Source organism: Pseudomonas sp. ME-P-057, from assembly GCF_030208975.1.
Classification (GTDB): domain Bacteria; phylum Pseudomonadota; class Gammaproteobacteria; order Pseudomonadales; family Pseudomonadaceae; genus Aquipseudomonas; species Aquipseudomonas lutea.
On record NZ_JARVSX010000010.1, the window covers coordinates 17,045 to 40,277 of the forward strand.

The 23,233-nt window shown below is 59.3% G+C and carries 23 protein-coding genes and 2 tRNA genes; 9 read left to right on the forward strand and 16 right to left on the reverse strand.

From position 1 onward, the window contains the following. Positions 1-23: 23 nt before the first annotated feature. Positions 24-731, reverse strand: a complete 708-nt coding sequence (locus QRN48_RS03775; RefSeq protein ID WP_037018223.1) for a hypothetical protein — start codon at positions 729-731, stop codon at positions 24-26. A 190-nt stretch (positions 732-921) separates the two neighbouring features. Here QRN48_RS03775 and QRN48_RS03780 point away from each other — a divergent pair, with 190 nt between their 5' ends. After that, a complete protein-coding gene (locus QRN48_RS03780) occupies positions 922-1,266 on the forward strand; it encodes a hypothetical protein (RefSeq protein WP_191945874.1) in 345 nt (114 codons plus the stop codon). Positions 1,267-1,611: 345 nt separating this feature from the next. Here the strand turns inward: QRN48_RS03780 and QRN48_RS03785 are convergent. After that, positions 1,612-1,688 (reverse strand) — tRNA-Met (locus QRN48_RS03785). Positions 1,689-2,131: 443 nt separating this feature from the next. Between QRN48_RS03785 and QRN48_RS03790 the strand changes: the two genes are divergently transcribed. Together QRN48_RS03790 and QRN48_RS03795 are read left to right on the forward strand one after the other, a co-directional pair. Then, entirely contained in the window at positions 2,132-4,189 is a 2,058-nt protein-coding gene (locus QRN48_RS03790; protein ID WP_191945873.1) for a methyl-accepting chemotaxis protein, read from the forward strand. Positions 4,190-4,339: 150 nt separating this feature from the next. Further along, a complete protein-coding gene (locus QRN48_RS03795) occupies positions 4,340-4,996 on the forward strand; it encodes a class I SAM-dependent methyltransferase (protein ID WP_191945872.1) in 657 nt (218 codons plus the stop codon). Between the two features lie 122 nt (positions 4,997-5,118). Here the strand turns inward: QRN48_RS03795 and ychF are convergent, their stop codons facing one another. From ychF to QRN48_RS03835, 8 genes are all read right to left on the reverse strand, one after another. After that, on the reverse strand, positions 5,119-6,219 hold the full coding sequence (ychF, locus tag QRN48_RS03800; protein WP_191945871.1) for a redox-regulated ATPase YchF: 1,101 nt from the start codon (positions 6,217-6,219) through the stop codon (positions 5,119-5,121). A 21-nt stretch (positions 6,220-6,240) separates the two neighbouring features. Next, complete coding sequence (pth, locus tag QRN48_RS03805) at positions 6,241-6,825, reverse strand: aminoacyl-tRNA hydrolase (RefSeq protein ID WP_037018235.1); 585 nt, start codon at positions 6,823-6,825, stop codon at positions 6,241-6,243. A 75-nt stretch (positions 6,826-6,900) separates the two neighbouring features. Continuing rightward, positions 6,901-7,509, reverse strand: coding sequence for a 50S ribosomal protein L25/general stress protein Ctc (locus QRN48_RS03810; RefSeq protein WP_037018238.1), 609 nt, complete (start codon positions 7,507-7,509; stop codon positions 6,901-6,903). A gap of 140 nt (positions 7,510-7,649) precedes the next feature. Next, the gene (locus QRN48_RS03815) at positions 7,650-8,591 is read right to left on the reverse strand and encodes a ribose-phosphate pyrophosphokinase (protein WP_037018241.1); all 942 of its coding nucleotides are present in this window, start codon (positions 8,589-8,591) and stop codon (positions 7,650-7,652) included. 47 nt (positions 8,592-8,638) lie between these two features. After that, positions 8,639-8,713: transfer RNA gene (locus QRN48_RS03820), tRNA-Gln, on the reverse strand. A 35-nt stretch (positions 8,714-8,748) separates the two neighbouring features. Then, positions 8,749-9,600, reverse strand: coding sequence for a 4-(cytidine 5'-diphospho)-2-C-methyl-D-erythritol kinase (gene ispE, locus QRN48_RS03825; RefSeq protein WP_285348994.1), 852 nt, complete (start codon positions 9,598-9,600; stop codon positions 8,749-8,751). Positions 9,601-9,602: 2 nt separating this feature from the next. Next, positions 9,603-10,220, reverse strand: a complete 618-nt coding sequence (gene lolB, locus QRN48_RS03830) for a lipoprotein insertase outer membrane protein LolB (protein WP_191945869.1) — start codon at positions 10,218-10,220, stop codon at positions 9,603-9,605. Positions 10,221-10,224: 4 nt separating this feature from the next. Then, positions 10,225-11,952 carry a tetratricopeptide repeat protein gene (locus QRN48_RS03835; protein ID WP_285348996.1) on the reverse strand — a complete coding sequence of 576 codons (1,728 nt, stop codon included), beginning with the start codon at positions 11,950-11,952 and terminating at the stop codon, positions 10,225-10,227. Between the two features lie 257 nt (positions 11,953-12,209). Here QRN48_RS03835 and hemA point away from each other — a divergent pair, with 257 nt between their 5' ends. The 6 genes from hemA (at position 12,210) to QRN48_RS03865 (ending at position 17,607) form a co-directional block, all read left to right on the forward strand. Further along, positions 12,210-13,487 carry a glutamyl-tRNA reductase gene (gene hemA / locus QRN48_RS03840; RefSeq protein ID WP_285348998.1) on the forward strand — a complete coding sequence of 426 codons (1,278 nt, stop codon included), beginning with the start codon at positions 12,210-12,212 and terminating at the stop codon, positions 13,485-13,487. Further along, entirely contained in the window at positions 13,484-14,566 is a 1,083-nt protein-coding gene (gene prfA, locus QRN48_RS03845; RefSeq protein WP_037018250.1) for a peptide chain release factor 1, read from the forward strand. Before hemA ends, prfA begins: the two co-directional genes overlap by 4 nt. Beyond that, positions 14,567-15,400 (forward strand): peptide chain release factor N(5)-glutamine methyltransferase, encoded by an 834-nt coding sequence (gene prmC, locus QRN48_RS03850; RefSeq protein ID WP_285349000.1) that lies wholly within the window; start codon positions 14,567-14,569, stop codon positions 15,398-15,400. It abuts the gene before it with no gap. Further along, on the forward strand, positions 15,394-16,179 hold the full coding sequence (locus QRN48_RS03855; protein WP_285349001.1) for a molybdopterin-synthase adenylyltransferase MoeB: 786 nt from the start codon (positions 15,394-15,396) through the stop codon (positions 16,177-16,179). Before prmC ends, QRN48_RS03855 begins: the two co-directional genes overlap by 7 nt. Next, positions 16,176-16,976: a glutamate racemase gene (gene murI / locus QRN48_RS03860; RefSeq protein ID WP_191945866.1), complete on the forward strand. Its 801-nt coding sequence runs from the start codon at positions 16,176-16,178 to the stop codon at positions 16,974-16,976. The genes QRN48_RS03855 and murI overlap by 4 nt, the downstream gene beginning before the upstream one ends. A 112-nt stretch (positions 16,977-17,088) precedes the next feature. Beyond that, positions 17,089-17,607: an acyloxyacyl hydrolase gene (locus QRN48_RS03865; RefSeq protein WP_037018259.1), complete on the forward strand. Its 519-nt coding sequence runs from the start codon at positions 17,089-17,091 to the stop codon at positions 17,605-17,607. Positions 17,608-17,783: 176 nt separating this feature from the next. On the opposite strand, the gene QRN48_RS03870 is transcribed toward QRN48_RS03865, so the two are convergent. From QRN48_RS03870 to QRN48_RS03895, 6 genes are all read right to left on the reverse strand, one after another. Then, a complete protein-coding gene (locus QRN48_RS03870; RefSeq protein ID WP_037018261.1) occupies positions 17,784-18,095 on the reverse strand; it encodes a YkgJ family cysteine cluster protein in 312 nt (103 codons plus the stop codon). Positions 18,096-18,226: 131 nt separating this feature from the next. Beyond that, a complete protein-coding gene (phrB, locus tag QRN48_RS03875; protein ID WP_285349003.1) occupies positions 18,227-19,672 on the reverse strand; it encodes a deoxyribodipyrimidine photo-lyase in 1,446 nt (481 codons plus the stop codon). Between the two features lie 9 nt (positions 19,673-19,681). Continuing rightward, positions 19,682-20,620, reverse strand: a complete 939-nt coding sequence (locus QRN48_RS03880; protein ID WP_285349005.1) for a MerR family transcriptional regulator — start codon at positions 20,618-20,620, stop codon at positions 19,682-19,684. 2 nt (positions 20,621-20,622) lie between these two features. After that, entirely contained in the window at positions 20,623-21,603 is a 981-nt protein-coding gene (locus QRN48_RS03885) for a 2-thiouracil desulfurase family protein (protein ID WP_191945863.1), read from the reverse strand. Positions 21,604-21,807: 204 nt separating this feature from the next. Beyond that, a complete protein-coding gene (locus tag QRN48_RS03890) occupies positions 21,808-22,023 on the reverse strand; it encodes a TIGR02450 family Trp-rich protein (protein ID WP_037018271.1) in 216 nt (71 codons plus the stop codon). After that, positions 22,020-23,006: an NAD(P)/FAD-dependent oxidoreductase gene (locus QRN48_RS03895; protein ID WP_285349007.1), complete on the reverse strand. Its 987-nt coding sequence runs from the start codon at positions 23,004-23,006 to the stop codon at positions 22,020-22,022. Before QRN48_RS03895 ends, QRN48_RS03890 begins: the two co-directional genes overlap by 4 nt. Positions 23,007-23,233 lie beyond the last annotated feature (227 nt).

The window sequence follows — 23,233 nt, forward strand, 5'->3', positions numbered from 1 at the left end:
TTGCCAGGTGTGCTGTCAGATTCTTACTGCTGCACCGCGCTAAATCCTTCAAATGCCGTCTGCTGTTGAATGGCGCTGACGATGTTCTTGCGCGTGGCAGGCTGCTGGTTGCCGTTATTGTCGACAAACACTTCGCTCTGCAGCTCGGCCTCATCGCCCTCGCCGACAAAAGCAAAGCCGAGGAACTCGAACGCTTCACGATCGGCGCTGGCCTTTGAGCGCGGCGTGCGCAGGGGCAGGGTGACGCTGGCGCCGTCCTTGCTGATGACAAACACCTCGGCTTCCTTCTTGGGCCGCGCTGCTTTGCTTTTGCCACCGCTCGGGTTGCTGACCGCTTGATGCGTCTGGTTGAGCACCTTCAGCGCAAGGCTGTAGACCAGTTCCTGGAAGCTCGGGTCATCTTTGTAGCTGGAGAGAATCCGACTGATCGGGAATCGTGCGCTCAGGTCTTCCAGCGCAGCCATGTCGGCGGCTTCTGCATCCTTGAGCTGTTTAAGCTGACCCATCAGCTCGTAAGCCTGATCGTCATCGAATCGGTCGTGGGCCTGGCGAATGGCGAGGCGCAAATCGCGAATCTGATCACTTTCTTTCGCGCTCTGGAAGGCATCCAGCACCATCTCACTGATGGTCTTGGCCTGAGGCACATGCTGCGAAAGGTTGATGGCTTCTTCGTAAGCTTGCTTGGAGGACACGGCGAGGATTGCAGCCGGATCGGTATGGGAATCAGACATTGAACATCCACTACTTCGTTAACTGGGGTTGAGGCGCGAAAGGCCCGGGGCGTTTCGAGGGGCGTAATCTATTGGACAAGGGCACGGTTGTCACGGATTGACGTTGCCCTCCTGATCGCTGGGGCAACATTCAGCGGGCGCTCCGGCTGCGCGCTACGCTGTAGGTTCACCGACCAACAGGCACCGGGTCATGCAGAAAATCTGGACGCGCTATGTAGCACTGCTGGAACAGGATTTCAGCACGCAGATATTCGACAACATCAAGAATCTTCTGGTCTGTGCGCTGTTATTCGCGGCGGGCACCAGCGCATTGAGGGCGGATTATCAACAGTTCATTGGTGTACTGGTGGCCGGGGCAACCGGATGGGGGCTGATTGGGGTGTCTGCGGTCCTGATGTTCCTGAACGTCAGCGACGGCATTCGCAGGCTTGGCAAGCTGCGTTATCACGTAGCCATTCAGGTTCTCGTTTCGCTGGTGTACTTGCTGATTGCCGCCAGACTGGTGGAAGTGGTCTGGGCGTTTCGGGCTGCTTGAGAGCAGGCTCATGCAGAGCGACGCGAGGCAAGGTTGCACGTCGTCCCGGAGGGGAGGCGCCGCGCTCAAAGAGGCCCGGCGCCTGACCTGCCAGTGTTAAACGCAGGTGCCGCCTTTGTGGTGAGAGCCCGTTCCGCCGGAAGGGTGCGTTCCTTTAGGACACGCCGATGCGGTAAGTGAAACGATTGAGAGCAGAGCGACCAGTCCAGCGATAGCGATCTTCTTCATATAGCCTCCGTGCACTGCGAGATGCAGTACATGGCTATCGGCGATATGGGATTCGGCTTTAGTGACGAACAGCCAGAAACAACAAAGCCCGCACGAGGCGGGCTTTGTTGAGGTACTTGGTGGCTACACAGGGACTTGAACCCCGGACCCCAGCATTATGAATGCTATGCTCTAACCAACTGAGCTATGTAGCCAAGTGGCGCGCATTATTCGCTCAGATCGAAGATGTGTCAAGCGTCTCTCTAAAAAAATTTACCCGGGCTATCAACCGGTTAGCCTCGGCGTCCTCATTGACCTCGGCCTTCAGTCCCTCCAATTGCACTCCGGTGACATTTGTCGCCGGACTTGTGTGTGTTTTCGCCCCACATTCGAGCACATAGGCTGCACCGTCTTCGCCCGCGCGCCCGGTTTGGTGGCTTAGTGCTATCGGTCCGGTTCTTGCTTATGCCTGTCGGATTGCGGCCGCTATAGATACGGGGGGTTTGGGACTGCGCAGGGTCCAGCTCAGCCGCCATTCGCGTCAAACCGGCGGTTAACGTTTAGAAACAGAGACATGGCATTTCGCCTGTGAGCATGTAAGGCAGCGCTGCAGTGACGACGCGTCGAGCAGCAGTTTGTCGGTGAGGAGTAGTCGGCTATGCAAAGTCTTTTGTCCCCAGGAATCCGACTGCTCGGGCGCCTCGGTTTTGCGCGCAAGTTTCAGGTGCTTTTCTTCCTGTTTATTTTGCCGCTCGCAGGCAGCATGTGGATGATCAGTCAGGACTACCGCAGCAAGTTGTCGGTAATCGCTCAAGAGCAGATCGGGGTGAGGCAACTCACGGCACTCGATGACCTTGATGTGCAACTGACAGCGCAACGCAACCGCGCGGCGCGCTGGAAAGCGGCCGATATTCTTCATGATCCTACGCCTGCGGCGAAGGCGGCCATGAATGCGCTGGATGCAGCGACCCCTGAACTGACTCGATCACTGGCGTCTTTGGGGGAGGAGCTCAAAGCGCAAAACGCAACGGCAGATATCATGACGCGGTACCAGGCATTGCAGGCCTCGGTCAACGGAATGGATTCCCAAGCGCTGCGCGCTGTGGGCTGGTGGCCGGACGGTTACGACCGGTTCACCTCCGCCCTGACCGCGCTGCAGAGCCTGCGTGAGCAGATCGCCATGGACAGCGGCTTGATTCTGGACCCGTGGCTCGAAACCTACCTGTTGATGCAAATCGCCACCCAACAAGCGCCGGACCTTGTCGAACGGGTAGGGCGGATGGCGAGCATCGGGCAATCTTCGATCGCTTCAGGGCAATTCTCGCTGCAAAGCCGTCTGCAGATGCGGGATCTGCGCAGCCGGATTGGCGACGCCCGCGACCAGTTGGTTAAAGCGGTGGGTTCGCTGAAAGCCAAGGCCTACCCCGGAATGGAGGTCTGGACGCGGCAGTACGATGACAGTCTGCAGCGCCTTGATACCGAGTTGAAGGTACTCGACGACGGCGTGTTTGGCGGGAGCATCAAACTTGACCCCGCCGCCTTCGAGCGCAGCGTCGACAGCGTCAGCGAAGGGCTGGCAGCCCTGCGCAAGCAGTCGCTTTCTTCGCTTAACAGCCGGCTCGACTATTACCACGACCAGGCCATCCAGCAGTTCGTGCCGATTGCTGCGATTTTCAGCATCCTTGCTCTGGCGGCTCTGTACCTCTTCATGTGTTTGCAAACTTCGATTCAACGCAGCGCCAAGGGCATTACCACCCTGGCTGAGTCCCTGCGCGACGGTAATCTATGCGTTGAGGTCGCTGTTGAGGGGCGCGATGAGCTCGCGGCCATTAGCAACGCGCTCAATGTTGCGGTGGTGCAGCTGCGCGCCAGTTTGTTGGGTGTGAATCATGAAACCCAGCAGTTGGGCTCCGCTGTGCTGACGCTCAACGCTCAGTCCGGCAGTACGTTGAACGAGGTTGAAGACCAGCAGCAGCAGATCAGTCAGATCGCCGCAGCCGCCACCGAACTGGCCGCGACGTCCATGGGTGTCGCTCGCAGCTGTGAAGCCGCGTCGGGCAGCGCGCAGGCCACACGCAGGATCGCCGAAGACAGCAGCCGCGACAGCCAGCGCACAACCGCGAGCATCCAGCAGTTGAATCAAAAGCTGACCGATACCGCTAATGCGTTGGGCAAGGTCAGCGAACAGGGTCAGCAAATCCAGTCAGTGGTCGATACCATTCGCGGCATTGCCGAGCAGACCAACCTGCTGGCGCTTAATGCGGCCATCGAGGCCGCGCGAGCAGGCGAGCAGGGCCGCGGATTCGCTGTAGTGGCAGACGAAGTGCGCAGCCTGTCGCAACGAACCCAGGCATCGACGGCGCAAATTGCGGGGACCGTGGACAGTCTGCGAACCACCGTTAGCCAGGCGGTCACGCTGATGGAAGCGGCATGCGGACAGGCCATCAGTGACGCGCAGTCGGTAACCGGTCTGGGCGAGCGGCTTGAGGAGATCGCCAGCGCGGTGCAGATCGTTACCGACACGCTGGCTCAGATCGCCACCGCTGTGGAAGAACAGGCAGCAACGGCCGACGAGGTGAGCGGCAATATCCAGCAGGTGGATCAGGCAGCAGGCCGGTTGCTGGATGGCGCCCGAGCGGTCAATCAAGCCGCTGACACCTTGAGCAAGGGAAGCCGGGCGTTGAGCGACAATACGGCGAGGTTCCAGCTCGGCTAAGCCGGCCAGGCGCATTCCAGGAGCCGCTACGGCGTGCAATTCTTCATGCGCCGGCATGCAATGTGTGTTGAAAGACGAAAGGTTGGCGACGTATAAGAGTCGTCGCCTTTTCATCGTCTTTTGATAACCCGTCGCCGTAGGGGATTCTCCATGACTGACAGCAGTGCCGCAGGTGCGGCGGTTTATTCGCCCCTGACGTTAGCGTTGTACGACGCCTGGGTACTGGGTATCTCCAATCGGTATGCCTGGCGTTGCCCGACGGATGAAGTGCTGCTGCCGTTCTTTCGCGCCAATACGCGGGCGAATCATCTGGATATCGGTGTGGGGACCGGCTATTACCTGGCCAAGGCAAATCTGAGCCCAGGCACGCAGATCACCCTCATGGACCTTAACCCGAGCAGCCTTGCCGCGGCCAAACGCAGGATTGGGCGTCCAGACACACGAACCCTTCAGCATGACGTGATGGCGCCAATCCCGAATGGTGAGCGCTTTGACTCAATATCGCTGTTCTACCTGCTGCATTGCTTGCCTGGCCCGCTAGACGCCAAAGCTGCCATTTTCGCTCACCTCAAGCACAACCTTGCCGCGGGCGGTGTGGTGTTCGGCGCGACGATTTTAGGTGATGACGCGGGTCACAACGGCTTCGGACGCAAGCTGATGGCGGTTTACAACAAGAAGGGAATTTTCGGCAACAATCATGACACGCAGTCCGGGTTCGAGGCGCATCTGCGCACGCACTTTAGCGATGTAACACTTAAGCGCGAAGGTGTCGTTTTGCTGTTTCGCGCAGCCCAGGCGATTCTCTAAGCCACACACAGGCAGATCGGCGCCCAGGCAGAGGCAAACCGCTGAAAGCACAAAGCCCGCGAATCATCGACTGATGCGCGGGCTTTGTTGTTTAACGAGTTTCGTGGAGGTCCACGAGCGCGTTAGACGTTGAAGCGGAAGTGCAGAACGTCGCCGTCCTTGACGATGTAATCCTTGCCTTCAAGGCGCCATTTGCCCGCTTCCTTGGCACCGGCTTCGCCCTTGTACTGGATGAAGTCGTTGTAAGCGACGCACTCGGCACGGATAAAGCCTTTTTCAAAGTCGGTGTGGATCACGCCGGCAGCCTGTGGCGCGGTGGCGCCGACACGGACGGTCCATGCGCGAACTTCTTCGACACCGGCCGTGAAGTAGGTCTGCAGATGGAGCATTTCGTAGCCGGCACGAATGACGCGGTTCAGGCCAGGTTCTTCCAGACCCAAAGCTTCCAGGAACATGTCCTTTTCTTCGCCGTCTTCAAGCTCGGCGATCTCTGCTTCGATCTTGTTGCAGACCGGCACCAGCATTGCGCCTTCTTCTTCGGCGATGGCACGTACCACGTCCAGGTGCGGATTGTTCTCGAAACCGTCCTCGGCGACGTTGGCAATGTACATGACGGGCTTGGTGGTCAGCAGGTGGAAGCCCTTGATCACGGCCTTCTCGTCGGCACTCATGCTCTTCATCAGGCTGCGTGCAGGCTTGCCCAGCGTGAAGTGAGCGATGAGTTGCTCAAGCAGGCCTTTCTGGACCACTGCATCCTTGTCGCCGCCCTTGGCGTTGCGCGTGACCTTCTGCAATTGCTTTTCGCAGCTGTCGAGGTCCGCGAAAATCAATTCCAGGTCGATGATCTCGATGTCGCGTTTCGGGTCGACGCTGTTGGAAACGTGGATCACGTTCTCGTCTTCGAAGCAGCGCACAACGTGAGCGATGGCGTCGGTCTCGCGGATGTTGGCGAGGAACTTGTTGCCCAGCCCTTCACCTTTGGATGCGCCGGCAACCAGCCCGGCGATGTCGACGAACTCCATGGTGGTCGGCAGGATGCGCTTGGGATTGACGATGTCGGCCAGGGCCTGCAGGCGCGGGTCGGGCATCGGCACGATGCCGGTGTTCGGTTCGATGGTGCAGAAGGGAAAGTTCTCCGCCGCGATACCGGATTTGGTCAGGGCGTTGAACAGGGTGGACTTGCCGACGTTGGGCAGGCCGACGATGCCGCAGTTGAATCCCATGGTGTTTCCCCTCGAGTGATGTCAGGCCTTCTGGCTGTGCAGGACGCGCATCGCCTTGGCGAAGTCGCCAGCGAGTACATCCGGCAGCACGCCGAGGGCAAAGTCGATGCTGGCGTCCAGTTTCTCCTGCTCGGCGCGTGGCGCACGACCCAGTACGAAGTTGGACACCAGACTGGCGTCGCCCGGGTGGCCGATGCCAAGCCGCAGACGATGGAAGCCGTTCTGGTTGCCGAGCTGCGCGATGATGTCGCGTAGCCCGTTGTGCCCGCCGTGCCCGCCACCCAGTTTGAGTTTGGCGACGCCCGGAGGCAGGTCGAGTTCGTCGTGGGCCACCAGAATGGCCTGCGGAGGAATCCGGAAGAAACCCGCCAGAGCCGCGACGGACTGGCCGCTGCGGTTCATGTATGTGGTGGGAATCAGCAGACGAACGTCATGGCCCTGATGACTGAATTTAGCCGTCAGGCCGAAATATTTGCGGTCAGCGGTCAGGTTGACGCGCTGGGCGCTGGCAATACGCTCAACGAAAAGAGCCCCTGCGTTATGCCGGGTCTGTTCGTATTCGGGGCCTGGATTTCCCAGGCCGACGATCAGTTGGATGGCGGTCACGTCAGGGGCTCTTCCTTGGGTCGAGTGTGATGATGGCAGGCATCATCACGGGTTCAACCGGCTAGCGAGTAATAATTACTCTGCTTCGCCTTCTGCGGTGCCTTCTTCTTCGTCCTGGACGATGCGAGGCGCGTGGACGTTAGCGATGTCCAGGTCCTTGCCGTGCGCCAGTGCAACGAATTCAACACCGTTGGGTGCCTTGACGTCGGACAGGTGAACGTTGTCGCCGATTTCCAGAGCGCCCAGGTCAACTTCGATGAACTCAGGCAGGTCTTTTGGCAGGCAGGTCACTTCCAGTTCAGTGGTAGTGTGCGAGATCTCGCCGCCTTTCTTGACCGGTGCTTCTTCGTTGATGAAGTGCACTGGAACGGTTGCAGTCAGCTTCTGGCCAGCGATAACGCGGATGAAGTCGGCGTGCATGATGAACTGCTTGGCAGGGTGACGTTGCATCGCTTTAACGATGACGTTCTGCTTGGCGCCGGCAACGTTCAGCTCGATAACGTGGCTGTAAGCAGCTTCGTTTTCGAACAGCTTGGCGATTTCCTTGGCTTCGATGGTGATCGAAACGGCTTCTTCGTTACCACCGTAGATTACGGCAGGTACTTTTTGCGCGTGACGCAGGCGGCGGCTCGCACCTTTCCCCAGGTCAGTACGCGCTTGGGCGTTCAGAATAAAATCAGTCATTTTGTATCTCCAAAATAGCCATGACCGAGCGGCGTTTGCGACCAGCGCCAGACACGGTATGGGCAAAAAAGCCCCGCCCCGGCATTGTGTGTCGGGGCGGGGCGCTTTTCGTCAACGGATGGTTCGGCAGGGCAGGGCCCTTAACGGAACATCGCGCTGATCGATTCTTCATTGCTGATGCGACGCATCGCTTCAGCGACTACCGGTGCAATATCCAGTTGACGGATACGATCACAGGCCTGTGCTGCAGCGGACAACGGGATGGTATTTGTTACCACCAGTTCGTCCAGCACGGAATTTTCAATGTTCTCAATCGCGCGGCCCGAGAGGACAGGATGCGTGCAATAGGCAAATACCTTCGCAGCGCCGTGTTCTTTCAAGGCTTTGGCCGCATGGCACAAGGTGCCGGCGGTATCGACCATGTCGTCAACGAGAATACAGGTACGGCCTTCAACGTCACCGATGATGTGCATCACCTCGGAGTGGTTGGCCTTCTCGCGGCGTTTGTCGATGATGCCCAGATCAACGCCCAGGGATTTGGCAACAGCACGTGCACGCACGACGCCGCCGATATCCGGGGAAACGATCATCAGGTTTTCAAAGCGTTGGTCTTCGATGTCATCCACCAGAACGGGGGAGCCGTAGATGTTATCTACCGGGATATCGAAGAAACCCTGAATCTGGTCAGCGTGCAGGTCGACAGTCAGCACCCGGTCGATACCGACAACGGTGAGCATGTCCGCAACCACTTTAGCGCTGATAGCCACACGTGCGGAGCGCGGACGGCGATCCTGACGGGCATAACCAAAGTAGGGAATTACAGCTGTGATACGAGTGGCCGAGGAGCGGCGGAAGGCATCAGCCATCACTACCAGTTCCATCAGGTTATCGTTGGTCGGAGCGCACGTCGGCTGGATAATGAAGACGTCTTTACCGCGAACGTTTTCATTGATTTCAGCGGTAATCTCACCGTCGGAAAACTTTCCAACAGAGATGTCACCGAGAGGGATATGCAGCTGACGTACGACACGCCGAGCCAGATCGGGGTTGGCGTTCCCCGTAAAGACCATCATCTTGGACACGCGCAGTACCTGGAGGCTTAGGGTATGCCTGGATGACTATAGGAAAATGGCAGGGGCGGCTGGATTCGAACCAACGCATGGCAGGATCAAAACCTGCTGCCTTACCGCTTGGCGACGCCCCTGTATCTGGTGCACGAGTGCCTGGCACTCGGTTCTCTTAGAGCAGTGTCTGTAACTTTCGGTGCAACATCGAGATGTTTGCGCCTTTTGCTACAAACCCTGTAAGGGTCTCTGTAAGAAGGGCCGAGACTTTATCAGCTTCAGCTTTGCTTGGGAAGGCCCCAAACACACAACTTCCAGTTCCGGTTAATTTTGCTTCGGTAAATTTACCTAGCAAATTCAAAGCGTTACCAACATCTGGATATCGCCTCGTTACAACCGGTAAGCAGTCGTTTCGACTGTTTCCCTTGGGAACGGGGCGCACTTTAATGGGAGGAGTGTCACGTGTCAACAGTGGATCTGAAAAAATTTCTGCTGTACTTACAGATACTTGCGGCACAAGCACCAGATACCACGGTTCTTCGGGATCTACAGGGGTCAGAAGCTCGCCGATGCCCTCTGCAAAAGCGGCGTGCCCGCGTACGAAAACCGGCACGTCGGCCCCCAGCGTGAGCCCGAGCGCTGCCAGGCGATCTTCATCCCAGCCGAGTTCCCAGAGGTGGTTCAGCCCGAGAAGCGTGGTCGCAGCATCCGAGCTTCCGCCGCCAATGCCACCACCCATGGGCAGGATTTTTTTCAGCCAGATATCTACGCCGAGCGGGCAGCCGGACTGCGCTTTCAATGCCTGGGCAGCTTTCACGATCAGATTGCTGTCGTGCGGAACGTTGGCAACTTCTGTCTGGAGGCGGATTTCGCCGTCTTCACGTGGCGCGAAGCTGAGCTCGTCACCGTAATCCAGGAACTGGAAAAGCGTCTGCAGCTCGTGGTAGCCGTCCGCGCGCCGCCCGGTGATATGCAGCATCAGGTTCAGCTTGGCAGGCGCGGGCAGCGTCAATCGTGCTTGCGACATGCTTATTGCCCCAGTTTACGAGGCTGCCAGTCTTTAATCACCAGCGTCACTTCGAGATCCTGCCCGTGCAGCTTCATGCGTTCGGGCAGCCAGAAACCGTTTTGCTGGGTGTAACTCAGGTACTCGATTTGCCAGCCGTCCTGTTCCAGGGCCGACAAACGGCTGTCCCCATCCAGCGTCAGGCTGCTCTTGCTGTCCGGCGCGGGCAGGCCTCGGACCCACCAGACCAGGTGGGACACGGGCAGCTTCCAGCCCAGCTGATCCTTGAGCAGGGTTTCGGGGTCTGGTGCGTCGTAACGACCTTGATTCGCGACTTCCAGGGATACGGCGCCAGGTCGGCCTGTGAGCCGTGCCGCGCCACGACCCAGCGGGCCGGACAGGCGGATGTCGTAATAATCCTGGCGTTGCAGCCAGAACAGCGTACCGCTGCCGGAGTCCTTGGGGGCGCGGATCCCGACCTTGCCGTTTATCTGCCAGCCATCAAGGCTGCTCAGCTGTTCTTTGTTGGCTCGCCACTGGTTGGCGTCGCCCTGGCCTTTTACGGCTTCACGGGAGGACATGCCGGCACAACCGGCGAGCAGGGCGATCAGACTAAAAACGATGACGTGGCGCAATTGCATAAATTCAGAGGGTCTCGGCACCGGTCAGGCGTTTGATGGTGCTGCGCAGGACCGGGCTGTCAGGTTGTTGTTCAAGGGCCTTGCCCCATATTTTGCGCGCTTCCCGCTGTTCGCCCTTGGCCCAGAGAACTTCGCCCAGATGCGCGGCCACTTCGTGGTCGGGGAAGCGCTCGAGCGCCTGTCGAAGCAGCCGTTCGGCTTCATCGAGGTTGCCCAGTCGGTAATTGACCCAGCCGAGGCTGTCGAGTACCGCAGGGTCTTCCGGGTTGAGCTGATGGGCATGTTCAATCAATGCCTTGGCTTCAGCGTAGCGCGTGGTGCGGTCCGAAAGGGTATAACCCAGAGCGTTCAGCGCCATGGCGTTGTCCGGCTCGCGCTTGAGAATGGCGCGCAGGTCGCTTTCCATCTGCTTCAAATCGTTGCGCTTCTCGGCCAGCATCGCCCGGGTGTACAGCAGATTCAGGTCGTCGGGATACTGCTTCAGCGCCTGACTGAGCACTTGCCAGCCGCGCTCGCCCTGATTGTTGTTGGTGAGCGTTTCGGCTTCGATGAGGTACAGCTGAATTGCGTAGTCGGGCTGATCGACACGTGCCTGAGCCAGTCGCCTGGAGGCCTCGGCGGTGTTGCCATTGCCCATCAGGATATCGGCCTGACGCAATTGTGCAGGCAGGAAATCGTTGCCTGGGCCGACTTGAGCGTATTCGCTCAGCGCGGCCTGCGGATCATCGCGTTCCTCGTAGATGCGGCCAAGGTTTACGTGGGCCGCATCGACATGGCTGCCGCGCGTGATCAAGTCTTCGAGATAACCCGCTGCTTCGTCCCAGGCTTTGTTTTCCAGGCAGACAAGGGCCAGCGAATAGCGCAGCTCGTCATCGTCGGGATACTGCTGAACGAGGCTGGAAAACTGCACTTTGGCGTCTTCCATGCGGTTCTGTTCGACCAGCATGCGCGCATAGGTCAGGCGCAGACGCTTGTCGTCCGGGTACTTCTTGATGCTTTTTTCAAGCAGCGGGATCGCTTCCTTGCCACGGTTCATGCTTTGCAACAGGCGAGCGCGCAGCAGAATCGGCGCCACTTCGCCTTCACCTGGCGGGTTGTCCTCAAGCAATTTGAGTGACGCGGCGCTGTCGCCTTCCTGCTGCAGCAGGAGCGCCTTGCCGAATATCAACTGGCCATTCTTCGGGTACTTCATCAACAGCCGATCAAAGCTGGTGATCAGCCCTTTGCGAGTATTGGAGTCGGTTTCCGACGCCGAGAGTGCGAGGAAATCAAAGTGCGTGTCGCCTTGTCCCTGCAGCACCTTCTCCATATAGCGCATGGAGTCGTCGTAGCGCCCGGCTCGCGCCAACTGGATAGCGGCCGCGCGCTGCGCCTCAAGATTGCCAGCGTCGTTCTTCGCCCAGATCAGAGAGGTGTCGAGCGCTGCCTGATCGGCGCCCAGGTATTCGGCGATGCGAAACGCACGCTCCGAGATGCCCGGGTCCTGAGTCTGGATGGCCTGGGTCACGTAATTGTCCAGCGCGATGTCGAAACGGTTGCGCTGTCCGGCAAGCTCGGCGGTCAGCAGGCTGACGACCGTTTCCTGGGAAAACGAGCCGTACACCTGAGGTTTTGGCTCAGGTGCGGGCGGCGCTTCTTTAGCCGGTGCGGAGGGCTCCGTGGAAACAGAGGCCGTAGACTGGCAGCCACTCAGAGCGACAAGGGCAAGGAACAGCGCGGAGGATTTATTCATAGAGAAGAGGGGCGGCTTACCTGCGGTTTGGAAGCATCATGACACAAGGCCGGGAGCAAACCCACAGCCCGCGCGAAATCTGGACACGCTCAATCTACAGCCTGCGCATGGACATTTTGTCGCAGGCCAGACGCTGTAATACGCACTTGTATAGGGACAATCGCCTGTTGCGGACGTTCTGAATGTATTGCGGTGGTTGTCCTGAATCTATTGAAGTAGGACAATTGCCGGCTTCACGTCACCATCAGCGACCTTGAATGGCCTTTCTTGCTCTGGGTATCAACCATAAGACTGCATCAGTGGATGTCCGCGAGCGCGTGGCATTTACCCCTGAGCAGCTGGTCGACGCGCTGCAGCAGCTTTGCCGACTGACCCGCAGCCGCGAAGCCGCCATTCTCTCCACCTGCAACCGCAGCGAACTCTATATAGAGCAGGACCATCTCACTGCGGACGTCGTTCTGCGATGGCTGGCGGACTATCATCACCTGAATGTCGACGAGCTGCGTGCCAGCGCTTATGTGCATGAAGACGATGCCGCCGTGCGTCATATGATGCGCGTGGCATCCGGGCTGGACTCGCTGGTGCTTGGTGAACCCCAGATTCTCGGCCAGATGAAGTCCGCCTACGCCGTTGCACGCGAGGCAGGCACTGTCGGTCCGCTGCTGGGTCGGCTGTTTCAGGCTACCTTCAGCGCTGCCAAGCAGGTCAGGACCGACACTGCCATTGGCGAAAACCCGGTCTCCGTTGCTTTCGCGGCCGTCAGCCTGGCCAAGCAAATCTTCAGTGACCTGCAGCGCAGCCAGGCACTGCTGATCGGGGCGGGCGAAACCATCACGCTGGTCGCCCGGCATTTGCACGACTTGGGGGTCAAGCGCATCGTCGTCGCCAACCGCACCCTTGAGCGCGCCAATACGCTGGCCGAACAGTTTGGCGCCCATGCAGTGCTGCTCGCCGACATCCCGGCGGAGCTGGTGAACAGCGACATCGTTATCAGCTCGACGGCCAGTCAATTGCCGATTCTGGGCAAGGGCGCCGTTGAAAGTGCGCTGAAGCTGCGCAAGCACAAGCCTATATTCATGGTCGACATCGCCGTCCCGCGCGACATCGAGCCTGAAGTGGGTGAGCTTGAAGACGTTTACCTCTACACCGTGGACGACCTCCACGAAGTCGTAGCTGAAAATCTCAAGAGTCGTCAGGGCGCTGCCCAGGCGGCGGAAGAACTGGTCAGTGTGGGCGTAGACGATTTCATGTCCCGCCTGCGTGAACTGGCAGCAGTCGATGTGCTCAAGGCCTATCGTCAGCAAAGTGAGCGCCTGCGCGATGAAGAGTTGCAAAAAGCCCAGCGCATGCTCGCCAACGGTAGCAATGCCGAGGATGTATTGATGGCCCTTGCACGTGGCCTGACCAACAAGTTGATGCACGCTCCCAGCGTGCAACTCAAAAAGCTGTCCGCCGAAGGCCGCGTCGATGCGCTGGCCATGGCCCAGGAACTCTTTGCCCTCAATGAGGGCTCCACGGATAAATCCCCGCAATGAAAGCTTCACTGCTTAACAAGCTGGACGTGCTCAGCGACCGTTTCGAGGAATTGACCGCGCTGCTCGGTGATGGCGAAGTCATCGCGGATCAGACCAGATTTCGCGCGTACTCCCGTGAGTACGCCGAAGTCGAGCCGGTGTTCCAGGCCTACCGCAAACTGCAGAAAGTGCAAAGCGATCTGGAGGGCGCGCAGGCGCTCCTCAAGGACAGCGACCCCGACATGCGTGAAATGGCAGTCGAGGAAGTGCGCGAAGCCAAAGAGCAGTTAGTGGTGCTCGAAGCCGATCTGCAAAAAATGTTGCTGCCTAAAGACCCGAACGATGGCCGTAACGTCTTTCTGGAAATTCGCGCCGGCACCGGTGGCGATGAGGCGGCCATATTTTCCGGAGACCTCTTCCGCATGTACTCGCGCTATGCCGAGCGACGCGGCTGGCGGGTCGAGATCCTTTCGGAGAACGAAGGCGAGCATGGCGGCTACAAGGAAGTCATTGCGCGGGTCGAGGGCGAAAACGTCTACGGCAAGCTCAAGTTCGAGTCGGGTGCGCACCGTGTGCAGCGGGTGCCCGAGACCGAATCCCAAGGGCGCATCCACACGTCAGCGTGCACGGTGGCCGTCCTGCCCGAGCCTGATGAGCAGCAGACCATCGAGATCAACCCGGCCGACCTGCGTGTCGATACGTATCGGTCATCGGGCGCCGGTGGCCAGCACGTCAACAAGACCGACTCCGCCATCCGCATCACCCACTTGCCGTCCGGTATCGTGGTGGAGTGCCAGGAAGAACGTTCCCAGCACAAGAACCGTGCCCGGGCCATGTCCTGGCTGTCAGCCAAGCTCAACGACCAGCAGACCGCTGCAGCGGCCAATGCCATCGCCAGCGAGCGTAAATTGCTGGTAGGTTCCGGGGACCGCTCCGAGCGTATTCGCACCTACAATTTTCCACAGGGGCGGGTCACCGACCACCGCGTCAACCTGACCCTCTACTCCCTTGATGAAGTTATGGCCGGTGGGGTCGATGCAGTGATAGAACCGTTACTTGCCGAGTATCAGGCAGATCAACTTGCGGCACTGGGTGATTAAATGACCATCATCGCCAGCTTGTTACGAAGCGCCGAGTTGCCGGACTCTCCGACAGCGCGTCTGGATGCCGAACTGTTGCTCGCCGCTGCCCTGGGCAAGCCTCGCAGCTTTCTGCACACCTGGCCCGAGCGTATTGTCAGCACCGAAGCGGCTCAAGCCTTCGACGGCTATCTGAAACGCCGCCGTACGGGCGAGCCGGTCGCTTACATCCTGGGCCTGCAAGGGTTCTGGAATATCGACCTCGAAGTTGCACCCCATACGCTTATTCCGCGGCCGGAAACCGAGATGCTGGTTGAGACCGCGCTGGAGCTTTTGCCGGGTGCAATCCCTCATCGGTTGCTTGATCTGGGCACCGGAACCGGCGCGATCGCACTGTCACTGGCCAAGGATCGTCCGCAATGGGACGTTACCGCTGTTGACCGTGTCGAAGAGGCTGTAGAACTTGCCGAACGCAATCGTCAACGCTTGCATCTGGATAACGCGCGGGTTGTGCACAGCCACTGGTTCAGTGCGGTGGAGGGGCAACGTTTTGACCTGATCCTCAGCAACCCGCCTTACATTGCCGCCAGCGACCCGCATCTGGTCGAGGGTGATGTGCGTTTCGAGCCTTCCAGCGCGCTGGTTTCCGGGGACGATGGCCTGGATGACCTGCGCCTGATTGTGTCCCAGGCGCCCGCGCACCTTGAAGCGGGTGGCTGGCTGTTGCTGGAGCATGGCTATGATCAGGGCGCCGCAGTGCGCGAACTGTTGCTCGTACATGGCTTCGAGCAGATCCAGACCCGCCGCGATCTGGGTGACCATGAACGCGTTACTTTCGGGCGCGTGCCGTGCTGACTGACGAGGAACTGCTGCGCTATAGCCGGCAGATCCTGCTGCAGCAGGTGGATATCGAAGGCCAGCTGCGGATCAAACAAGCGAGCGTCTTGATCGTGGGCCTGGGCGGGCTGGGCTCGCCCGTTGCCTTGTACCTGGCGGCGGCGGGTGTGGGCGAGATGCATCTGGCGGATTTCGACAGCGTCGACCTGACAAACCTGCAGCGTCAGATCATTCATGACACTTCAAGCGTCGGCATGAGCAAGGTTGATTCGGCGTTGACCCGACTGACCGCCATCAATCCGCAGGTCACGCTGGTGCCCCATCGCACGGCGCTTGATGCCGACACCCTGGCAGCGGTCGTTGCCCGGGTCGATCTTGTGCTGGATTGTTCGGATAACTTTTCGACCCGTGAAGCGGTGAATGCGGCCTGCGTCAATGCCGGCAAACCGCTGGTGAGCGGCGCTGCCATTCGACTGGAAGCTCAGTTGTCGGTGTTCGATCCGCGTCGGGCCGACAGTCCTTGCTACCACTGTCTGTACGGACATGGCAGCGAAACCGAGCTGACGTGCAGCGAGGCCGGGGTTATCGGGCCGCTGGTCGGACTGGTTGGCAGCCTGCAGGCCCTTGAAGCGCTAAAACTGTTGGCCGGGTTTGGCGATCCGCTGGTCGGGCGCCTTTTGCTGATCGACGCGCTGGGCACTCGCTTCCGTGAATTGAAGGTCAAGCGTGACCCGGGCTGCGCCGTATGCGGTGCCCGGCATCTGACCCGCGACGCGTCTGATTTCTACGAAGCATGAGGCGAGACAGCGACGCGCCTGTGGCGGTGTTTGATTCCGGCGTCGGCGGGCTGTCGGTACTGGCAGAGATACAGCAACTGTTGCCGCGTGAATCACTGCTCTACGTGGCTGACTGCGGCCACATACCTTATGGCGAAAAAAGTCCCGAGTTCATCCGTGAGCGCTGCGCGACGATTGCCGAATTCTTCCATCGTCAACACGCCAAAGCGCTGGTCGTGGCCTGCAATACCGCGACAGTGGCGGGCATTGCCGACCTGCGCGCCCGTTATCCCGATTGGCCGCTGGTAGGCATGGAGCCTGCAGTCAAACCTGCCGCAGCAGCCACGCGAACCGGTATCGTCGGTGTATTGGCAACCACGGGCACTCTGCAAAGCGCGAAATTTGCCGCGTTGCTCGATCGCTTTGCCGCTGACGTGAAGGTCATTACGCAGCCCTGCCCGGGGCTGGTTGAGTTGATTGAAACCGGTGACCTGGTCAGCCCGGCCATTCGCCAACTGCTGCGGGGCTACGTTCAGCCGCTGCTTGACGCCGGATGCGACACCATCATTCTTGGCTGTACGCACTACCCCTTTCTGAAGCCATTGCTGCGCGACATGATTGCGCCTTCGATCACGCTCATCGACACCGGCGCTGCTGTAGCCCGGCAATTGCAGCGGCTTTTGGGAGAGCGGGACATGCTGGCGGGCGGTCATCCTCGGACCGCTCAGTTCTGGACGACCGGCGATCCAGAAGATTTCAGAAACGTCCTACGCTTGCTTTGTAACAACTCCGACAATGTGCGAAGCTTCGTTTCGTGAAAAAAACGTGAATTGCTTCGTTTTTGGCTGAACTAAATATCAGCCTCCGGCTTCTACAGCACTTCTGTCGATACAAAATTATTTTTAATCCTTTTGAAATAGGATGTTTCAGATGAAGCGACTGTTTTGTTTGGCTGCGATTGCGGCTGCGTTGTTGGGGCAAAGCGCAATTGCCCAAGCTGATGGGGTGGAGTTTTCCGTAGGGCAGACGGGCGAGTCGACAATGACGTACCGCCTGGGTGCGCAGTTCGACTGGGACAAGAGCTGGTGGCAGACCGGTGTCGGCCGTTTGACCGGTTACTGGAGCGGCGCCTACACCTATTGGGAAGGCGACAAGAACTCCAGCAACAACAGCCTGTCGTTTTCACCAGTATTTGTTTATGAGTTCTCGGGTGAGAGCGTCAAGCCTTACATCGAAGCCGGCATCGGCGCCGCTGTATTCCAGCGCACCGAAGTTGAAGGCAACAAGCTGGGCAGCGCGTTCCAGTTTGAAGACCGCATCGGTTTCGGTCTGCGCTTCGCGGGTGGTCATGAAGTGGGCCTGCGTGCCACTCACTACTCCAATGGCGGCATGACCACCAACAACGACGGTATCGAGAGTTACGCTATCCACTACACGATGCCGTTCTGATAACACCCTGTTTTATTGCAGTGACGGTTTAGCCGCAATTGCAACGCGTCACGCGGTTCCTCCCGGCTGAAGCCGGTCCTGCTGCAGCAATCGTTGAGCAGGACCGGCTTTAGCCTGGAATGTGTCTGAACTCCAGCCATCGCAGCGCTGATCTCCCTCCGCAACTGCTGCAAAGATCACAGATACGCCGTCGCAATTCCCTCCCGCTCGGCAATGCACTCCGGCGCACCCATTTCGAATTCCCTACAAATCAACGGCCTGCGGTCGTAGATCGTGCACATCATCGTGTCGCGATCCAGCGCCGCGCACCAGCCATCGTCCAGGCGCAACATGACCTCGCCGCCCCAGTCATCGGTGTCGATAAAGCGCTCGGGCACACCTGTGTCCGTGATCAACATGACCTCCAGCTGACAGCAACACGCTGCACAGGTAGAACACGTGATCTCAGGTTCGGTGGGGAGTTGGAGCGAAGGGATAACAGTCGTCATGGTCGGCAGTCTAGATCACCGCGCGGCGCACGGCGAACCCGATTGACCGACGCCACGACAGGCACCTCATGCTGGGCTTTTTCAACAGCCTGACGGAAAGCACGGTGCAGCACGAGGGCGCTCATTGGAACTCAGCCGGCCTCCTGTGTCTCAGGCTGACGCTGGGGCAGCGATTTGAACGCTTGCAACGCGCGCTCGCGGCTGGCTTTAAGGTCAACGATGGGCGCTGGATACTCCTTGACCCCGAAGAGCCCTTTCAGCGCAGCGGGATTGTGGATATCGCGCTTGTTCAGTTCAGCCAGTTCCGGAACCCACTTCTTGATGAACACACCTTCAGGATCAAATCGTTCCGATTGGCTCTGCGGGTTGAATATCCGGAAGTAGGGCGAGGCGTCGGTCCCGGTCGATGAGCTCCATTGCCAGCCCCCGTTGTTGGAAGCCAGATCACCGTCGATCAAATGCTGCATGAAAAACCGCTCACCCTCGCGCCAGTCGATCAGCAAATTCTTGGTCAGGAACATCGCTGTGATCATCCGCAGCCGGTTATGCATCCAGCCGGTTTCCAGCATCTGGCGAATGGCCGCATCGACAATCGGGAGCCCGGTTCGGCCTTCCTGCCAGGCTTGCAGATCCGTTGGGGAGTGGCGCCACTGGAGCGCTTCCGTTTCGGGGCGGAAGGCGCGGTGACGGGACACCCTCGGAAAGCCGACCAGCACGTGCTTGTAGAACTCCCGCCAGAGCAGCTCGTTTATCCAGGTCACCGACCCCGAGTTGCCGGTTTCGAACTCGCCATTGTTGCTGCGCAGCGCTGCATGCAGGCACTGGCGTGGCGAAATCACCCCGGCAGCCAGGTAGGCGGACAGCCGGCTGGTGCCGGGTTTGGCGGGGAAATCGCGTTCTTGATCGTAGTAATGAACCTGCTCATCGGTGAACGTATTCAACCGCTCGCGTGCCTCGTCTTCGCCTGCCGGCCAGAGTGAGCGCAGCGTGTCGCTAGGCTCTGGGAAACCCTTGACCGTGTCGGGGATGACGTCGCTTTTGATTGCAAGCTTCCCTTGAGCCTTGGGCAACGCAACCAACGCGGGCATCGAGTAGTGCAAGCGGGCGTAACAAACCCTGCGAAACTGGGTGAAGACCTTGAAATAGCCACCGCTTTTGGTCAGCACGCTGCCGGGCTGGAAGAACAACTGGTCGAGGTGGCGGCTAAACAGGATGCCGGCGGCATCAAGCGCGTCCTCTGCTTCACGGTCACGCTTGGCTTCATTGAAGCCGTATTCGTCGTTTACGTGGACGTTTTCAACGGCGTGCTGCTGACAGATATCAAGCAATGCCTTGGGCGCCTGAGCCCATGTTTCCGCGTGGACGATGAGCAGCGGCACATTGAGCGCCTCCAGTGCCTTGCTCAGGTGGCTAAGGTTGCGCAGCCAGAAATCAACTTTGCATGCGGCATCGTCATGGCTTAACCACTGGCCGGGGCTGATCATGTACACGGCGATGGTTGGGCCCTGCTCCATGGCAGAGCTCAGCGCAGTGTTGTCGTGCACGCGCAGGTCGCTGCGCAGCCATATCAATTGCATGGTCATTCCTTAGATGAGCCCCAGCCGCTGCAACGCCAACTGCGCGGTCAAAGAGTCTTCGGCGAGCGTCAGACCAGTGACCTCACGCTCTGCTGCGGACAGGTCCGTCGAATGGATGCGTACCGCCGGCCCGACGATCAGCTTCGGGCACTCAATGTTGTGCAGCAGGCGAGGCAGCTGCCCGACGTTGAGTGATTTGCTGGAATACAGCAGCACGGCGCGCGGCTTGAGGTATTCGCAGGCCAGAGCCAGTTCGCCTGTAGGCAGCGGCCAGTCGAAGACTTCGACCGGGCAATCGGCGCTGCTGATCAACCAGGCGGTCAGCCACAAATGGGGCTCAAGCGGCAGGTCAGACTGATTGATCAGCAGCAACGGTGCGCCGCTGACCTGACGGTTGTTGTGGTACAGCCGCGCCCCGAACTTGCTGCGCAGCCAGGAGTAGAAGAACACTCGTTCCAGCTGGGCGCCAAACTGGCCTTGCCAGCGTTGTTCAAGAGAGGCCAACAAAGGGATCAACAGCTGTTCGCAGAGCGTGCGCGGTGGGTACAACGACATCGCTCGGTTCAGCGTGTCGTCCAGGCGGCGCTCAGCCAGTGCGGCGATGGCTTCATGCAGCGTCTGGCGCAGAATGTCCCAATCGTTTTCAACACTCGGTGCAGGCGCCTGGTGATCGTCGATCAGTTGCCTGACCTGACTGACGGACACGCCACGGTTCAGCCAGGTCAGGATGGTCAGCACGCGCTCTACGTGCTCATTGCTGTAAAGACGATGCCCCTTGGGCGTGCGGTGCGGAACGATAAGGCCATAACGACGCTCCCAGGCGCGAAGCGTCACAGCGTTTACACCGGTCAGGCGGGCGATTTCGCGAATGGGTAGCCAGCCATTTTCAAACGGGCTCGCGGAGTCTTGCGGGTCGCCTTCCGGCGGTTCTTGCTCGGTAGTGGTCATGGTTAAATCGCGTTGCGCAAACTGAGGTTTTCCGGATGCGGCTGCAGGTACACCTGCAGCGCAATGTACGGATCGGGGTGTAGGCGAAAATGATGTTTGAGCAGCGTCAGTGGCACGACCAAGGGCACGATGCCTTGGTGGTACTGATTGATGAGGCCCTGAATTTCTTTCTTGTCGGAAGCACTGAGCGTCTGACGCAGGTAGCCGCACAGGTGCTGAAGCACATTGGTGTGCGTGCGACGTGTGGCCGGTTTTTTCAGCGCGCTCATCAGCTGGCTGAAATAGCGCGGTGCGACTTCGGCTGGGTCATTACGCCCCATGGTTCCCAACAGATTTCCGAGCGACTTGTACTGGATGGGGTCGTTGGCCATCAACTGGTATTTGTAGCGTGCGTGAAAATCAGTCAGTGCACGGCGAGTGATGCCGCTTTTCATGAGGGTCTGCCAGGCTGCGTAGGCAAACACCCGAGTGATAAAGTTTTCGCGCAAAACCGGGTCGTTGAGGCGGCCGTCTTCCTCGACCGGCAGATCTGGGTGACGTGCGCAGAATGCTTGAGCATAGATACCGCGTCCGCCGGTTTCGAAGGGTACGCCGTTGTCGCGATACACCTTGACGCGCTCCAGCCCGCACGATGGTGACTTCTGCATGAAGATATAGCCGCAGATGTCATCCATTTCGCCGGCCATGTGCTCGCCATAGTCGGCCAATTGCTGCGTCACGTTCATCGCGGGGTGAACGCTGCCAACCGCCTGCGGATGCTCCGGGTCACCCACTAAACGGATGGCTTCGCGAGGAATGCCCATGCCGATGGCAACCTCCGGGCAAGCCGGAACGAAATCGAAATACTCGTTGAGGGCACGGGTGAGCAGGTGCGATTCCTTGTGGCCGCCATTAAACCTGACTTCCACGCCCATCAGGCAGGCACTGACGCCCAGCTTGGGTTTGGCGACTTGCGCGACTGATTGCTCGAGTACAGCAGACATGACAACCCCTCGATGGATTTCTTGTACAGGATCATTGCTCTGTACAACATTGGCTCATCATAGGTTCGTAGCTCTACAAGTCAAACAGTTTGTACAAGATTTCCGGTTGACACGACAGGTTGCTCCGGTTGGGCGCGGGAACATCACAAGCCGACTGTTCCAGGCACTACCCGTTCTGCTTGGCCGTTCCCTCTCTCGGCCGTGTTATCTCCAGCCCATCTGCCAGCTCTGATCGTTTTGCAAAACCTGCCACGCGAGCTTTTGGCTGCGCTTGGTCATGACGGCTTGCAGTTCGATTTCCAGCACCGTGCCTTCTTCGTCACAGAACAGCTCGGTCACAAGGAAGTGCTTTTCACGGTTTTGAGGGGCTGCTGCTGTCCACTTGGACAGCAGCAATTTACGCGGGTTGAGACGGTTCATTCGAGGTGCTCCAGCAAGCGCCGCGCCGCCTCCTGCCCGCTCAGCCACGCACCTTCGACACGGCCCGACAAGCACCAGTCGCCGCACACGTAGAGCCCGAGGTCGGGGTCGGACAGCGCGCCCACTTCGCGGCCACCCGCCGGCCTCGCATAAAGCCAGCGGTGGGCCAGGGTAAATGCGGGAGCCGGGATGGCGCAGTTGATCAGTTCGGCGAACGCGCCGTGCAGCTGATCGATCACGTCTTCCTTGGGCATGTCCAGGTGCTGGCGGCTCCAGGCGCTGGTGGCATGCAGGACCCAGGTGTCCATTGTGCTGTCGCGTCCGGGTTTGCTGCGATTGCGCGCCAGCCAGTCGATGGGGCTGTCCTGCACGAAGCAGCCTTCAAGGGCCGTATCCAGCGGTGCGTCGAACGCGAGGGCAACCGCCCAGGTCGGTTCCATTTTTACGCCTGCGACGACGCTTGCCAGCTTCGGGGCGTCAGCCAGCAGTGTGGTGGCCTGGGGGGCGGGAATGGCGATGACGACCTGGCTGAAGGGGCCATGGCTGCAGCCGTCGGCGTCCAGCAAATTCCAGTGCTGTTCGCCACGGAAAACTTCGGTAATTCGGCAGGAAAAAGTCACCGGCAAATCGCCGAGCATCGCCCTGGTGATTGCGCTCATGCGCGGCGTGCCCACCCAGCGCACCTGCTCATCGGGCGAGAGGCTGAGTTTACCGCCGTGGAAGTTGTAGAGCTGGGGGTTCCATTCTGCAACGTGGCCGTCGGCCTGCCACTGCTGCACGGCAGAGGCGAAGCGGCGATCTCGTGCGGTGAAGTATTGTGCGCCCATGTCCAGCGCGCCGGCATCGCTGCGTTTGCTGGACATCCGGCCACCGCTTCCGCGGCTCTTGTCGAACAGGTGAACGCTGTGCCCGGCAGCCTGGAGCGCCTGGGCGGCGGAGAGTCCGGCGATGCCGGTTCCGATGATTGCGATAGGGACAGTCATAGGGGCCTCGTTACCTTGTCTGCACAGACTACGCCTCAGGCAAAAGCTGTACAATGCCGTTTTTCGGTATAAGTTGTTGCCCAGCGCACGCAGGGCTGAAGCGGCCATTGGCTCGCTGACAATCTAATACTTCGCTCTCATCGCTCAACCGCATGCTCATGCTGTCCTAGTGGACAGCGGCAAAGTGAATCACTGAAACGTGACCTAAAGTTGAGTGATGATTCCGA

Coding starts and splice junctions, on each gene's coding strand:
- QRN48_RS03775 (WP_037018223.1), bottom strand. CDS start 731: ATGTCTGATTCCCATACCGATCCGGCTGCAATCCTCGCCGTGTCCTCC.
- QRN48_RS03780 (WP_191945874.1), top strand. CDS start 922: ATGCAGAAAATCTGGACGCGCTATGTAGCACTGCTGGAACAGGATTTC.
- QRN48_RS03790 (WP_191945873.1), top strand. CDS start 2,132: ATGCAAAGTCTTTTGTCCCCAGGAATCCGACTGCTCGGGCGCCTCGGT.
- QRN48_RS03795 (WP_191945872.1), top strand. CDS start 4,340: ATGACTGACAGCAGTGCCGCAGGTGCGGCGGTTTATTCGCCCCTGACG.
- ychF (WP_191945871.1), bottom strand. CDS start 6,219: ATGGGATTCAACTGCGGCATCGTCGGCCTGCCCAACGTCGGCAAGTCC.
- QRN48_RS03810 (WP_037018238.1), bottom strand. CDS start 7,509: ATGACTGATTTTATTCTGAACGCCCAAGCGCGTACTGACCTGGGGAAA.
- ispE (WP_285348994.1), bottom strand. CDS start 9,600: ATGTCGCAAGCACGATTGACGCTGCCCGCGCCTGCCAAGCTGAACCTG.
- lolB (WP_191945869.1), bottom strand. CDS start 10,220: ATGCAATTGCGCCACGTCATCGTTTTTAGTCTGATCGCCCTGCTCGCC.
- QRN48_RS03835 (WP_285348996.1), bottom strand. CDS start 11,952: ATGAATAAATCCTCCGCGCTGTTCCTTGCCCTTGTCGCTCTGAGTGGC.
- hemA (WP_285348998.1), top strand. CDS start 12,210: ATGGCCTTTCTTGCTCTGGGTATCAACCATAAGACTGCATCAGTGGAT.
- prfA (WP_037018250.1), top strand. CDS start 13,484: ATGAAAGCTTCACTGCTTAACAAGCTGGACGTGCTCAGCGACCGTTTC.
- prmC (WP_285349000.1), top strand. CDS start 14,567: ATGACCATCATCGCCAGCTTGTTACGAAGCGCCGAGTTGCCGGACTCT.
- murI (WP_191945866.1), top strand. CDS start 16,176: ATGAGGCGAGACAGCGACGCGCCTGTGGCGGTGTTTGATTCCGGCGTC.
- QRN48_RS03865 (WP_037018259.1), top strand. CDS start 17,089: ATGAAGCGACTGTTTTGTTTGGCTGCGATTGCGGCTGCGTTGTTGGGG.
- QRN48_RS03870 (WP_037018261.1), bottom strand. CDS start 18,095: ATGACGACTGTTATCCCTTCGCTCCAACTCCCCACCGAACCTGAGATC.
- phrB (WP_285349003.1), bottom strand. CDS start 19,672: ATGCAATTGATATGGCTGCGCAGCGACCTGCGCGTGCACGACAACACT.
- QRN48_RS03880 (WP_285349005.1), bottom strand. CDS start 20,620: ATGACCACTACCGAGCAAGAACCGCCGGAAGGCGACCCGCAAGACTCC.
- QRN48_RS03885 (WP_191945863.1), bottom strand. CDS start 21,603: ATGTCTGCTGTACTCGAGCAATCAGTCGCGCAAGTCGCCAAACCCAAG.
- QRN48_RS03890 (WP_037018271.1), bottom strand. CDS start 22,023: ATGAACCGTCTCAACCCGCGTAAATTGCTGCTGTCCAAGTGGACAGCA.
- QRN48_RS03895 (WP_285349007.1), bottom strand. CDS start 23,006: ATGACTGTCCCTATCGCAATCATCGGAACCGGCATCGCCGGACTCTCC.